Origin of the sequence: Mesorhizobium sp. M4A.F.Ca.ET.022.05.2.1, assembly GCF_003998845.1 — a bacterium.
Lineage (GTDB): Bacteria > Pseudomonadota > Alphaproteobacteria > Rhizobiales > Rhizobiaceae > Mesorhizobium.
Map to the genome: position 1 here is coordinate 1 of NZ_RZOJ01000145.1, position 12794 is coordinate 12794.

At 63.5% G+C, this 12794-nt stretch carries 16 protein-coding genes; 5 read left to right on the forward strand and 11 right to left on the reverse strand.

Translation table 11 applies throughout. The features are described 5' to 3' along the window. The 4 genes from EN745_RS17160 to EN745_RS17175 form a co-directional block, all read right to left on the reverse strand. Window positions 1-576: glycosyltransferase (locus EN745_RS17160; protein WP_145992054.1), on the reverse strand; the 576-nt coding region annotated here is incomplete at its 3' end. Between the two features lie 220 nt (window positions 577-796). Then, window positions 797-2212: an ATP-binding protein gene (locus EN745_RS17165; protein WP_126058696.1), complete on the reverse strand. Its 1416-nt coding sequence runs from the start codon at window positions 2210-2212 to the stop codon at window positions 797-799. A 49-nt stretch (window positions 2213-2261) separates the two neighbouring features. Continuing rightward, complete coding sequence (locus EN745_RS17170) at window positions 2262-2981, reverse strand: response regulator transcription factor (protein ID WP_126058697.1); 720 nt, start codon at window positions 2979-2981, stop codon at window positions 2262-2264. Then, a complete protein-coding gene (locus EN745_RS17175) occupies window positions 2968-3501 on the reverse strand; it encodes a MarR family transcriptional regulator (protein ID WP_126058698.1) in 534 nt (177 codons plus the stop codon). Before EN745_RS17175 ends, EN745_RS17170 begins: the two co-directional genes overlap by 14 nt. Window positions 3502-3733: 232 nt before the next feature. Here EN745_RS17175 and EN745_RS17180 point away from each other — a divergent pair, with 232 nt between their 5' ends. The 3 genes from EN745_RS17180 to EN745_RS17190 all read left to right on the forward strand — a co-directional run bounded on the left by EN745_RS17180 (window position 3734) and on the right by EN745_RS17190 (window position 5843). Beyond that, complete coding sequence (locus EN745_RS17180; protein WP_126058699.1) at window positions 3734-4627, forward strand: branched-chain amino acid aminotransferase; 894 nt, start codon at window positions 3734-3736, stop codon at window positions 4625-4627. A gap of 147 nt (window positions 4628-4774) precedes the next feature. Further along, complete coding sequence (locus EN745_RS17185) at window positions 4775-5083, forward strand: hypothetical protein (protein ID WP_126058700.1); 309 nt, start codon at window positions 4775-4777, stop codon at window positions 5081-5083. 118 nt (window positions 5084-5201) lie between these two features. Then, window positions 5202-5843 (forward strand): MBL fold metallo-hydrolase, encoded by a 642-nt coding sequence (locus tag EN745_RS17190; RefSeq protein WP_126058701.1) that lies wholly within the window; start codon window positions 5202-5204, stop codon window positions 5841-5843. A gap of 221 nt (window positions 5844-6064) precedes the next feature. Here EN745_RS17190 and EN745_RS17195 read toward each other — a convergent pair whose 3' ends face one another. The 3 genes from EN745_RS17195 to EN745_RS17205 form a co-directional block, all read right to left on the reverse strand. Further along, the gene (locus EN745_RS17195; protein ID WP_126058702.1) at window positions 6065-6493 is read right to left on the reverse strand and encodes a BA14K family protein; all 429 of its coding nucleotides are present in this window, start codon (window positions 6491-6493) and stop codon (window positions 6065-6067) included. Between the two features lie 194 nt (window positions 6494-6687). Then, the gene (locus EN745_RS17200; RefSeq protein ID WP_006202521.1) at window positions 6688-6900 is read right to left on the reverse strand and encodes a cold-shock protein; all 213 of its coding nucleotides are present in this window, start codon (window positions 6898-6900) and stop codon (window positions 6688-6690) included. A 350-nt stretch (window positions 6901-7250) separates the two neighbouring features. Beyond that, window positions 7251-7463 (reverse strand): cold-shock protein, encoded by a 213-nt coding sequence (locus EN745_RS17205; RefSeq protein ID WP_006202520.1) that lies wholly within the window; start codon window positions 7461-7463, stop codon window positions 7251-7253. A 513-nt stretch (window positions 7464-7976) separates the two neighbouring features. Here EN745_RS17205 and EN745_RS17210 point away from each other — a divergent pair. After that, window positions 7977-8378: a Kazal-type serine protease inhibitor gene (locus EN745_RS17210; RefSeq protein WP_126058703.1), complete on the forward strand. Its 402-nt coding sequence runs from the start codon at window positions 7977-7979 to the stop codon at window positions 8376-8378. A gap of 227 nt (window positions 8379-8605) precedes the next feature. Beyond that, a complete protein-coding gene (locus tag EN745_RS17215; RefSeq protein WP_126058704.1) occupies window positions 8606-10240 on the forward strand; it encodes a sulfotransferase in 1635 nt (544 codons plus the stop codon). Window positions 10241-10464: 224 nt separating this feature from the next. Here EN745_RS17215 and EN745_RS17220 read toward each other — a convergent pair whose 3' ends face one another. From EN745_RS17220 to EN745_RS17235, 4 genes are all read right to left on the reverse strand, one after another. Further along, on the reverse strand, window positions 10465-10818 hold the full coding sequence (locus EN745_RS17220; protein WP_126058705.1) for a DUF1428 family protein: 354 nt from the start codon (window positions 10816-10818) through the stop codon (window positions 10465-10467). A 10-nt stretch (window positions 10819-10828) separates the two neighbouring features. After that, entirely contained in the window at window positions 10829-11257 is a 429-nt protein-coding gene (locus tag EN745_RS17225) for a glyoxalase/bleomycin resistance/extradiol dioxygenase family protein (protein WP_127286563.1), read from the reverse strand. A 123-nt stretch (window positions 11258-11380) separates the two neighbouring features. Further along, on the reverse strand, window positions 11381-11569 hold the full coding sequence (locus tag EN745_RS17230) for a hypothetical protein (protein ID WP_126058706.1): 189 nt from the start codon (window positions 11567-11569) through the stop codon (window positions 11381-11383). 105 nt (window positions 11570-11674) lie between these two features. Next, on the reverse strand, window positions 11675-12794 hold a 1120-nt coding region (locus EN745_RS17235; RefSeq protein ID WP_145992055.1), incomplete at its 5' end, for an ATP-binding cassette domain-containing protein.

Below are 12794 nucleotides of genomic sequence, written 5' to 3' on the forward strand. Positions count from 1 at the left end.
CTTCTCGACCGCGACGCGGCCGACGCAGAGGAAGACCGGACCCGGAAATCCCATGTCCTTGCGCTTGTCCGGCCGGAAATGGTCGGTGTCGACGCCGCGGGTCCAGGGTTTCAGCTTGTTGAAGCCGCGCGCGGCAAGATCATCCGCCAGCGACTGGGTGGCGACCAGCGTGCCCTGACCGGAATTGTGGAAATCGCGCAGCCAGCGATAGGCCCAGCTCTCGGGCACCGGCAGGCGGGCACTGAGATATTCGGGAAAGCGCGTGTGATAGCTGGTGGTGAACGGGCGGCCGGCATTGCGGCAATAGCGGCGCGCCATGAAGCCCAACGGACCCTCGGTGACGATATGGATGTGGTCGGCCCTGCGCTGATCGATCAGCCGCGCGACATGGCCGGGCGTCGTCAGCGCCAGCCGGATGTCGGGATAGGTCGGCAGCGGCAGGGTGCGGAAGACGTTGGGGGTCAGGAAATCCAGCTCGACGTCGAAGGCTTTCAGCGTTTCGGCGAGCCGCTCCAGCGTGTGGACGACGCCGTTGACTTGCGGGCGCCAGGCGTCGGTGACCATCAATATGCGCATGGCGCCCCTTTGCCGAAAAGGTCGTCTTTCCCCGTGATGCGATGCCGGAACGGCGGCCAGGCGGCAGCCGGCGCCTCGCTCCAGCGCCCCCTTGAGGGCACGGGCTCGAATCGGGGCGGCATGGCCGAATCAACCGTAGTCGCGCGTTTCATGCGCGCTCTTCACCATGGTTTCATGACGCGCGGATGAAGCCGGTATTTCTGAGAAGCGTGGCTTCGCTTCAGGCAGGAACCCTGATCACCGCGCGCAGGCCGCCGAGAGGACTATCCTCCAGCGTGATGTCGCCGCCATGGCTGCGGGCGATGTCGCGGGCGATGGAGAGGCCAAGGCCGGTGCCGCTGGCGTCGAGATTGCGCGCCTCGTCGAGGCGCAGGAAGGGCTTGAACACCTCCTCGCGCTTTTCCCGCGGGATGCCCGGCCCGTCGTCGTCGATGGTAACCAGAAGCGAGCCGCTTCTGTGGTCGGCGTTGATCTCCACCGTCCTTGCGTAGCGGAAGGCATTGCCGATGACGTTGGACAGCAGCCGGGCGAAGGCGTTCGGCCGTACATGCACGTGCGGGTCGCCGACGAGCGTGGTCGACAGCTTGCATTTGCGCAGCGTGGCCTCTTCGCCGAGCTTCTGGAAATAGGTGTCGAGATCGAAACGGCCGGGGTCCTCCGAGGCCTCGCCGCGGGCGAAGGCGAGATAGCCTTCCAGCATCGACTGCATGTCGTCGATATCCTGGTCGAGCGCCGCCTTGGTTTCGGCCTTTCCGCCGGCCAGAGCCAGCTGCAGCTTGAAGCGGGTGAGGATGGTCCTGAGGTCATGGCTGACGCCGGTCAGCATGGCGGTGCGCTGTTCGATCTGGCGCTCGATGCGCTCGCGCATCTGGATGAAGGCAAAGCCGGCGCGCCGCACCTCCTCGGCGCCGCGCGGGCGGAAATCGCGCGGCATCGGCCGGCCCTTGCCAAAGCTTTCGGCGGCCTCGGCGAGCGTCAGGATCGGCCGGATCTGATTGCGCAGGAAGGGGATGGCAATCATCAGGAGGACCAGCGAAGTGCCAACCATCCAGATCAGGAAGATGTGGGTGTTGGAGGCATAGGCCTGGCTGCGGCGCACGAAGACGCGCAGCACCTTGCCTTCCAACTGGACGCGGACTTCGACGATGTTGGAGTTGCCGACGGTGTCGATCCAGAACGGCCTGTTGATCTGCCTGGTGATCTCGGACGACAGAGCCTCATCGAGGATTGAGAAGAACGGTTTCGGCCCGGGCGGCGGCAGTGGGTCGGGCGGCAGAAGATCGACCTTGAGCTGCATCCTGTCCTGGGCGATGCGGATGATGTTGGCGTAGTCGGCATCGTGCGGATAGGCCTCCATCATGTCGATGATGGCGGCGATGTCGCGTACGGTCGCTTGCGATAGGCGCTGCGTCACGGTCTGCCAGTGGCGTTCCATGAAGACGAAGGCGACGACCGACTGCAAGAGGATCATCGGAGCGATGACGATGATCAGCGAGCGGGCGTAGAGCCGTTTCGGCATGTAAAGCGCAACCAGGCGCCAGAACCGGTTCCAGGCGCGCGGCATGGCTTTCAGCATCCGCATGGCGCGATCGCTCAAGCCGTCATTTCCCGGCCTTTCCAGTTGCGTGGTCGCCATCTGCCCTTCCGCTCGTCAACGGCCGTTCAGCAAGGGCCTCAGGAATATTCTATTCCACGCTGAGCCGATACCCAATACCGCGCACCGTCTGCAGCCAGACCGGGTTGGACGGATCGCGCTCGATCTTGCGGCGCAAGCGATTGATCTGGACATCGATGGTGCGCTCGCCGACGTCGGACTCGTCGCCGACCAGTTCATGGCGCGGAATGGTCTCGCCCGCGCGCGCGGCAAAGATCGCCAGGATCTCCTGCTCGCGGTCGGTCAGCTTCAGCGCCTCGCCGCCGCGCTTCAGCTCGCGTCTGGCGATCTGGAAGGTGTAGGGGCCGAATACCAGCTGCTCGACCTTGGGAGTCGCCACCGGGCCGCCACGGCGCAGGATGTTGTTGATGCGCAGGATCAGCTCGCGCGGGTCGAATGGCTTCGGCAGGTAGTCGTCGGCGCCAGCCTCCAAACCGGTGATGCGGCTGTCGGTCTCGGACAGCGCCGTCAGCATGAGGATCGGAACGTTCTTTTCCGCCCGCAGCGCCTTGGTGAGGTCGACACCGGTTTCGCCCGGCATCATCACGTCAAGCACGAGCAGGTCGAAATCGAGGCCGGCAAGCTTGCGCCGGGCCTCGCCGGAATTGCCGGCGACGGTGACGCGGAAGCCGTTTTCGGACAGGTATTGCTTGAGCAAGTTGCGGATACGGGTGTCGTCATCGACCACAAGCAGATGCGGCGCGTCATCGTCCGGTGCTGTCGGATGATCAACCCTCTCAATGGTCTCCATGGCTTTTCCCCGATATTTTCGCAGGCACAATGTCGATCTGCGCTCTTAGTTCCGGATTGACCATCGCTTCGAGGAAACGTTCGATCGAGGCGCGGTCGGCGGCTCCGGAATCCTCCAATGCAGCACGGATGCGGCGTGACTGTGGCCGCGCCAGCGCCAATGCCAAGGCGCGGCCCTTGGCGGTCGGGTAAAGTTCGCGCTGGCGGCGATCGCGCGGACCCTGCAACTGGACGATATGGTCGGTGTCGATCAACTGCTTGAGCACGCGCGCCAGGCTCTGCTTGGTGATCTTGAGTACGTCGAGCAATTCGGCGACCGTCAGCCCCGGCCTGCGGTTGACGAAATGCAGGACACGGTGATGGGCGCGGCCGAAGCCATAGTCGGCCAGTATCTGGTCCGGATCGGAGGTGAAGTCGCGATAGGCAAAGAAAAGCAATTCGATGATGGCGAAGTCGATGCCGTCCTCGTCGGTGATCGCGGTCCTGATCGGTTTTCCGGCGGCGTGGCTTTGATCCGTCATCTCGTCTCCATGCGAACGGGAATTATGTCAGTACTATTGACGTAATTTCCCGGCAATGGTAATTTTTGACAAGCTTTTCGGCGGATTGCGAACGAAAAGGCAAGGGGAGCCCGTTTTTCCGGAACTTCCTGAGTTTGCCATACATTTGATATCCGCCTACGCTTCCGGACACCGGCCGCGTGCCGCGGCTATACGACAACGATGTGCGGGTTTGCGCCCGCGGGAGGTTTCCATGGCATCCGTTCCTTTCGACCAACTGGACGGCTTCATCTGGATGAACGGCGAGTTCGTCGCGTGGGCCGACGCCAAGATTCATGTGCTGACCCATGGCCTGCACTATGCCAGTGCTGTGTTCGAGGGTGAGCGCGCCTATGGCGGCGCGATCTTCAAGCTCACCGAGCATACCGAGCGCCTGCATGAATCGGCGCGCCTGCTCGGCTTCAAGATCCCCTATACGGTCGCAGAGCTCGATGACGCCTGCCGCACGCTTTTGAAGAAGCAGGGATTCCAGGACGCCTATGTGCGTCCGATCGCCTGGCGCGGCAGCGAGCAGATGGGGGTTTCGGCGCAGAACAACCGCATCAACTGCGCCATCGCCATCTGGCAGTGGCCGAGCTACTTCGATCCGGCGCAGAAACTGAAGGGCATCCGCCTCGACATCGCCGAATGGCGCCGGCCCGATCCACGCACCGCGCCGTCCAACTCGAAGGCCGCCGGCCTCTACATGATCTGCACACTCTCCAAACACGCGGCCGAGGCAAAAGGTTATGCCGACGCCATGATGCTCGACTGGCGCGGCCAGGTCGCCGAGGCGACCGGCGCCAACATCTTCTTCGTCAAGGACGGCAAGATCCACACCCCGAAGCCCGACTGCTTCCTCGACGGCATCACCCGCCGCACGGTCATCGGCCTCGCCAAGGAGCGCGGCCTGGAAGTGATCGAGCGCGCCATCATGCCGGAAGAGCTCGAAGGCTTCGAACAATGCTTCCTTACCGGCACGGCAGCTGAAGTGACGCCGGTTTCGGAGATCGGTCCATACCGATTCGAGGTTGGCGAGATCGCCAAGACATTGATGAATGATTATTCTGCTGCAGTGCAACCAAAGCATGCTATCGCCGCAGAATAGCGATAAGTCACAGCTTTTTTGTCTTACAGGGGCGGTTTTCTGGCCGCCCCTTTTATTTAAGCCTCGGTGCATTTGACTTTCATCCAATTCAGCGTCTCATGATGACGTCGGCCCGAGGAGGCTGGCAGTTATGGAGGGACTGTTAACATGGATACGAACACGCTCGTTGCGATCATTGTGCAGGTGATTGCGGGTGTTATCGGTGGTCAGGCAGTAGGCGTTGCGCTGAAGCAGGCGGCGATGGGACAGCTAACCAAAATCCTCGGGGGCGCGATCGGCGGCGTCGGCGGCGCGGCCATCCTCGGCAGCCTGCTCGGCGGTGGCGCTGTCGACCCGGCAGCCGCGGCGGGTGGAATCGGAAGTGCGATTGACCTGAAGAACATCCTCGGCGGTGCCGGCGGCGGCGCCATCCTGACCGGCATCATCGGCGCGGTCCTGAACGCGATGAAGAAGTAAAGGCCCGAAATCCCCGGGTTTCGCGTGGGCGGCTGCGGCCGCCCATTTTCGTTTGGCAAGCGGTGGACGCCGTTCGTCAGTCTCTCTACATCGGGGAAGACACAGCGAAAGGACAATCATGGGTCAGCTCAATGCCGGCATCGTGCCGGTCACGCCCTTCCAGCAGAACTGCACGATTCTCTTCGACATGGACGACAGACAAGGTGTGGTCGTCGATCCCGGCGGCGACATCGACAAGGTGCTGTCGGTGCTGAAGGACAATGACATCAGGGCCGGCGCGATCTGGATCACGCATGGCCATATCGACCATGCCGGCGGCGCGATGGAGTTGAAGGAGGCGCTCGGCGTCGACATCATCGGCCCGCACGAGGCCGACCGGCCGCTGCTCGCCAACCTCGAGAACCAGGCCAAGCGCTTCGGCGTCACCGACGCGGTGCGCAACTGCGTGCCCGACCGGTTTCTCACCGAAGGCGAGACCGTGTCGTTCGGAAACCACGTGTTCGAGGTCCTGCATTGCCCCGGGCACGCGCCGGGCCATGTCGTCTACTATAATCGCGCGGCGAAGTTCGCCCATGTCGGCGACGTGCTGTTTCGCGGCTCGGTCGGGCGCACCGACCTGCCCGGCGGTGACCACGCCGCGCTGATCGCCTCGATCAAGGAAAAGCTCTTGCCGCTCGGCGACGACATTGGCTTCATCTGCGGCCACGGCCCCGGCGGCCGCTTCGGCGAGGAGCGCCGCACCAATCCGTTCCTGACCTAGGGTGTGTCGATATTCAGGTGAGGCCGGCCTGCGCGCGGTGGGTTCCTGCGCTTCCGGTGCTCACGTACTTTGAGTACGCTCCGCTCCGGTTCTCGGAACCCATCGCTCTCGGCTCGGCCTGACCTGAATCTCAACACCCCCTGGGTGAGCGCCTAAAGGAGCCCCAAACAAAAAAGCGCTGGCCTTGCGGTCAGCGCTTTCTTGTTTGGGGCAGGGAAGCCTCAGTTGGCGACGCAGAAGTGCTGCTCGCCATCATTGCCGGTGAAGGTACCGGTGCGGGAATTGAAGGTGCGATAGCGGTCCGAGCAGTATTCGTACCAGGCACGGGTCCACGGTTCCGCATAGCGGTCGGCATAGACGACGCGCGGCTGCGCATAATAGCGGCGAACCGGAGCCGGCTGCACATAGCGGTAGTCATAGTCGTCGTAGCCCGGCTCGTAATAGCTGTTGTAGCGAGGCTGCGGGTTGCTCAACGCGCCGGCGATCAGGGCGCCGGCAGCAAGGCCGACGACGCCGGCGGCGAGGGCGTCGTTGTGGTTGTGATGGTGACGGCGCCAGCGCCAGTCATCGGCATTGGCCGCCGGCAAGGTGGCCAATATGGTCGCGGCGATGCCCGTGGACAGAATGGCGGTCTTGAGAATTCGGTTCATTTCGGTCTCCTTCGCGCCGGCCCGTGTATTTTCGGGGGGATGCGGACCGGCTTTAGCAAAGGTTAATAAGAGACCGTGGCTGAACGGAGGCTGAACGAAATCCGGCCTGACATTTCGATTGCTTGCGCAAAACCATAGACCCGGCGAGAGCGGACCCGCCTCATCAGTCTCCGCCAGGTCTGTCCTGAACCGGCTTAGCCGATCGACAGGTTGACGGCCTTCGGACCCTTGCCGCGCTTGTCCGGCTCGGTGTCGAATGTCACTTTCTGCCCATCCTCAAGACCGGGAAGACCCGACGCCTGCACGGCCGAAATATGGACGAAGACATCCTTCGCGCCATCGTCCGGCGTGATGAAGCCGAAGCCTTTGGCATGATTGAAGAACTTGACGGTGCCGGTCTGCGGCATGGGAAGCTCCTTTGATCCCATAAAGTCAGTCTCGGGCCGGCAAATGCCCGAGTGGAAATTTGTCCTTTATTTTAGCGCTATCGGCAAGAGAAAGTTTTTGCGCCGCATGGCAGGCATTTCGAGAGCGTGTTGCGTCCGCCGCGCTTTGCGCGCCGCGATTTGAATTATTGTTTTGATGCAGGCTGTTAGCTCAAATGCGCGGCACCCTTCGGATGTCTTGCGTCAGGCATGGAAAAGGCGCGACGGTGGCCCGTCGCGCCTAGGAGAATTCAGCTACGGCTCGGAAGCCGGTTCACGACCTTTGCAGCGCCCGTCGCTCCTCCGCGCAGGCCGATGCTTAGGCCAATCGATCAGGCGGCGCGGAGATTGACCGCCTTCGGACCCTTGCCCATGCGGTCGGGCTCGACGTCGAAGGTGACCTTCTGGCCATCGACCAGCGTGCGCAGGCCCGAAGCCTCGATCGCCGAGATGTGGACGAACACATCCTTGGCGCCGCCGTCAGGCGTGATGAAGCCGAAGCCTTTGGTGGCGTTGAAGAACTTTACGGTGCCGGTCTGGGCCATTGGGGGAAACTCCTCTCACCCGTGTCAGTCTTAATATGGTTTGCCCGCCGCTGGCGCCTTGGGCATGTCCCGGTGGTTGCTTCGGCAGTCATGCATTGGCGCATGGTCAAACCCCCCGCCGAAAAACGGGGCCGTCAGAGATTCACATTATCGGGGAAAGGTCGTCCAAAACGTTCCGCTCTCCGGGTCGCAAATGCCCGAACACGGAATTTATCGCACGGAAACGTGATGGTTGCAAGACAGCGCCGCGGGTGGGCCCGATGAGCGCGCCGACGCAGCACTTCGATAGACCCGGCGCCATGCCCGGTCATCGGCCAGAGCCGGGCCACGCATGGGCCAGCGGCCCCTCGCGGACAGCCGAATGGCGCCAGCGGCAGCGCCATGTCGTCCGCAAACGGGGGTTGCATTTGTCAGAGGAATGGCGAGGATCGGCAAGCGTGTTTTGCGCGGGAGCGGGTCCATTGCACTATGATTTTGCGCGTGATCTTCGGGGTCGTGCGCCGGGAGGCATTGATGAAATTCCTTACGACGCTTTTCTCGCGACAGGGCTTTGCTCTCCTGTTCCTGTCGGCACTGCTTGCGGCATGCACGGTGGTGGTGGACGAAGGACCGGGACCGCGCCCGCGGCCGCCAAGGCCGGAGCCGCAATTCTGCACCAGGGAGTATGAGCCGGTCTGCGCCCGCCGCGGCGGCGACCGCCAGACCTTCGCCAATGCCTGCCTTGCCGATCGGGCCGGATACCGCATCGTGCGCGATGGCCCATGCCGCGACGGCGGCGGTGGCGACGAGCCGACATTCTGCACCCGCGAATACGCTCCGGTCTGTGCCCGTCGAGGCGGGCAACTGCGCACTTTCCCGAATGCCTGCGAGGCCCGCGCGGCGGACTATCGCATCATCGACGACGGTCCGTGCTGAGAACATAGAACCTCGCCGTCCCGGGCGGCGAGGTCCTGCCTGACTCCCTTTGCCAAGGAGATGGGCAATTTCATCAGTGACCGGCGAAGCCGATGCGTCTTGAAACTGCCGGCCGCATGGCTTAGGTCCGGCAAGCGGACAAACACGGCAGGTTTCCCATCACCAGAGATCCAAGACGAGGCGCGGTTTCCGGCCCTGGCGGGCAGACGCTGGGGCTCGATCAGCGCGTGCAGCAGGCGCTGCAACTGCATCAGGCCGGCCGCCGGCAAGAGGCGGAGATCCTGTACCGGCAGGTGCTGGCGCAGAAGGCGAACCATGCCGCCGCCGCGCATTTCCTGGGACTGTTGCTGCACCAGACCGGACGCAGCGCCGACGGGCTGGCGCTGATCGAGCAGTCGGTGCGTCTGCAGCCCGGTAATCCCGATTTCCTCAACAATCTCGGCACCGTGCTGCGCGACCTCGGCCGCGTCGCGGCCGCCGTCGATTATTTCCGCAAGGCGGTGACGTTGCGGCCGGACCAGTTGGCGGCGCGCGACAATCTCGGCTCGGCACTGAAGCAACTCGGCCAGTTCGAGGGCGCCGAAGACATCTATCGCGGCACTATCGGGCGCAACCCGTTTCATGTGCGCGCCCGCATCGGCCTTGCCGAGACGCTGCAGGAGGCGGGACGGCTGGACGAGGCGATCGCGGTGTTCCGCGAGGCGCTGACGATCCGGCCGAAGGACGCCGACTTGCTATACGGGCTGGGCGTCGGGATGATGGAGAAGGGCAAGCTGGATGAGGCCTCCAGCCTTGCCCGGCAGGCGCTGGCGATCGATCCCGCCATGGCAAGGGCCTGGCTGCTGCTGACCCAGGTCAAGCGGCAGACCGAGCGCGACGCCGAACTCGCCGGCATGGAGGCGCAGCACGCCAAGGCGCCGCAGGGAAGCCTGGCGCGCATGCAGCTCTCCTTCGGCCTCGGCAAGGCCAATGACGACCTCAAGGACTATCCCCGCGCCTTCGACTATTTCGCCGAGGGCAACGCCATCCGCCGCACTGGCATCGAGTACGACCCGGCGAGGACGCGCGACGAATTCGAGGCGATGAAGGCGACCTTCGACAAGGCGTTCTTCGAAAAGCACAAGCCAAGTTCGATCGCCGACGACACGCCGATCTTCGTCGTTGGCATGCCGCGTTCCGGCACCACGCTGGTCGAGCAGATCATCGCCAGCCATCCGCAGGTCTATGGCGCGGGCGAGCTCAGCATCCTGAAGACAGCGGTCGGCAAGCAGTTCCCGCTCACCATGAAGGGCGGCTTTCCGCAAGGCATCGCCGACATGCCCGACAAGGCCTTTGCCGAGGCCGGCGAGGCCTATCTCGACATGCTGCATGCCCGCTATTCGGGCTTCAGGCATGTCACCGACAAGATGCCCGGCAACTTCCTGCTGGTCGGCTTCATCCATCTGATGCTGCCGCATGCGAAGATCATCCATTGCGCGCGCGACGCGGCGGCGACCTGCCTGTCGATCTACAAGGTGCATTTCCGCGGCGACAGCCACCGCTACGGCTATGATCTCGGCGAGCTCGCCGACTTCCACAATCTCTACACTGACATCATGGCGCATTGGCGCAACGTGCTGCCCGGCGTCGTGCACGATGTGCGCTATGAAGATTTCGTTGCCGACCAGGAAGGGCAGACGCGGGCACTGATGGCGCATCTCGGCCTGCCCTGGGACGACAAGGTGCTGTCCTTCCACGAGACTGACCGTCCGGTGCGCACGGCCTCGGCCGCGCAGGTGCGCCAGCCGATGTATCAGGGCTCGGTCGACCTGTGGAAGCGTTATGGGGACAGGCTGAAGCCGCTGCTGGACAGGCTGGCGTAGCGTGCTGGTCACCGGCCGAAGCATCTCAGCTTCGTCATCCTAGGGCGAAGCAGGAGCACAGCTCCGTCGCGAAGACCCTAGGATCCATTCCGTGACCTCGATCGAAGGATGCAGCGGAGCAGAATTCTGCACCGTTGCAGCGCCTTTAGGTCACGGCATGGATACTATGGTCTGCGCCGCGTCGCTTCGCTCCTTGCTCCGCCATAGTATGACGAAGCGATGGCTCAAAGCTCAATGAACGTCTGGAAGCCGCCAAAGATCATGCGCTTGCCGTCGAAGGGCATTGTCGGCCAATCGGCCTTCAGCCGCTCGTCGACCATTATCTTCGCCATCACTTCGTCGCGCCGTTTTCGCGACTCGTAGACAACCCATGCAAAGACGACGACCTCGTCATCCTTGGCCTGCACGGCGCGCGGGAACGAGGTGAGCTCGCCATAGGGCACGTCGTCGCCGATGCATTCGACATAGGAAAGCGCGCCGTACTCCATCCAGATGGCGCCTGCTTGCCCAGCCATCTTCTTGTAGGCGTCGAGATTTGCCTTGGGGACGGCGAGAACGAAACCATCGACATAGGACATCGTGCTTCTCCTATGCCTTCTTGACAGGCGCGTTCATCGCCCATTCGACACCGAACGGATCGCGCATGTTGCCCCACTGGTCGCCCCAGAACATCACCTGCAGCGGCATGACGACCTCGCAGCCGGCGTCGACGGCGCGCTTCCACCAGGCCTCGATGTCGTCGCTGCCGAGATGGAGCTGCATCGTGTAGCCCTGCGGCTTCACGGGCGACATGCCGTGCTCGGGATAGAAGTCGGAGATCATCAGCGTCGAGCCGTTGATGTGGAGATGGATGTGCATGGTGCGGCCCTGCTCATCCGGCGGATAGAAGAACACCTGCTCGGCGCCAAAAGCCTTCTTGTAGAATTCGGCAGCCTTGAAGGCGCCGTCGAGCTGCAGATAGGGGGTCAATCCGCCGAGCACTTTCGCTGCCGGCTGAACGGGGGTCTGGTCGGTCATAGCTTGCTCCTCTTTGCGTTTTGGTCTGACCTTGCGAACCACAGGACGAACGAGGCGGCCGCGATCCTACACGGGTCTCGGATTTTTTTAGAACCGCCGAAACCGCGCCGGGCTGGTCGCCCGTCAAATCACCCTGGCCGAGCAGGTTGCCGCGCGGGCGCGACGGCTGTTCTGCACGTCGAAGATTTCCGGAACGCCGATGTCCTTGCGCAGTTCGGCAGGCAGCGAAAGCAAGATACGCTCGCTGCGGTAGCGGGCGCGCGCCGCCGCGTACCGGGTTGCGATGCGACCGATGGATGACAGGACCGACATGATGAATTCTCCCTGGTTGATGCCGGCATTATCGTGTCGGCATCCCAAGGACGTGGCGCATCCCGGCGATCCGACAGGTCGTCGGGACTTTTTTGTCGAGCTACCTCAACCGCCCGTTTCGGCGGCCGCTCGGAAAAAATCCTCGGGGTCGTCGACCTCGGTCAGCCGCCGCTTCTCGATCGGCCAGAAGCGGTTGCCGACGGCGCGGATGAAGGCGCGGTCGTGCGAGGCGAGAACGCAGCTCGCCTGATGCGCTAGCAGTTCCGTTTCCAAGGCTTCTTGGCCATCGATGTCGAGGTGGTTGGTAGGCTCGTCGAGCAGGTAGAAATTGGGATTGGCAAGCCTGAGCGCCAGCATCACCAGCCGCGCCTTCTGCCCGCCCGACAAGAGCCCGATCCGGCGCGCCTGCATGTCAATTGCGACGCCGGCGCCGGCGAGCAGCGAGCGGGCGCGCTGCTCGCCGATGTCAAATCTGCGCGTCACCATCACCAGCGGCGTGTCGTCGCCGCTCATGCCCGACAGAGCCTGGTCGCTGTAGCCGAGTACCGTCGACGGCGTCACCTTCACGTTGCGCGCGCTTTCCGGCTCGGTGACGGCGTTGCGGAGCAGGGTGACGAAGCGCGACTTGCCGACGCCGTTGCGGCCGAGCAGCACGATGCGGTCGCCCTGGCAGATGTGGCGCTTGCCGGTCCGGAACAGCAGCGTGCCGTCGGGCGTTTCCACGGCCACGTCGTCGAGCGTGATCAAGACCTTGGCGTGCGTGCCGCTGTTGGCGAGCCTGAGCGCGCCCGCCGAGCGCTCGCGATGCGCCGGCTGGGCCGCGTCTTCCAGCTTCTCCGCCCGCTGGTTGAGCTGCTTGGTCTTGACGGTTAGCAGGTCGCTGCCCGAATTGATGCCGATGTTGTTGAGCTTGGCCGCCTGGCGGCGGAGTTGCTGGGCGACCTTCATGTCGCGCTCGAACTTGCGCGCCGTCGAGGCATCGACCTCATCGAGCGCCTCGCGCGCCCGCGAATAGGGCAGCGGGAACACCCGCGACTGCTCCGGGCGCAGGAACAGCGTGCGGTTGGTGGTGGCATCGAGGAAGGCGCGGTCGTGGCTGGCAATCACCACCGGCACCTCGCGCGGCAGTCCGATGAGCCAGTTTTCCAGCTGGCCGATTTTCGCCAGGTCGAGATGGTTGGTCGGCTCGTCGAGCAGAAGCACGTCCGGATCGGTGACCCAGACG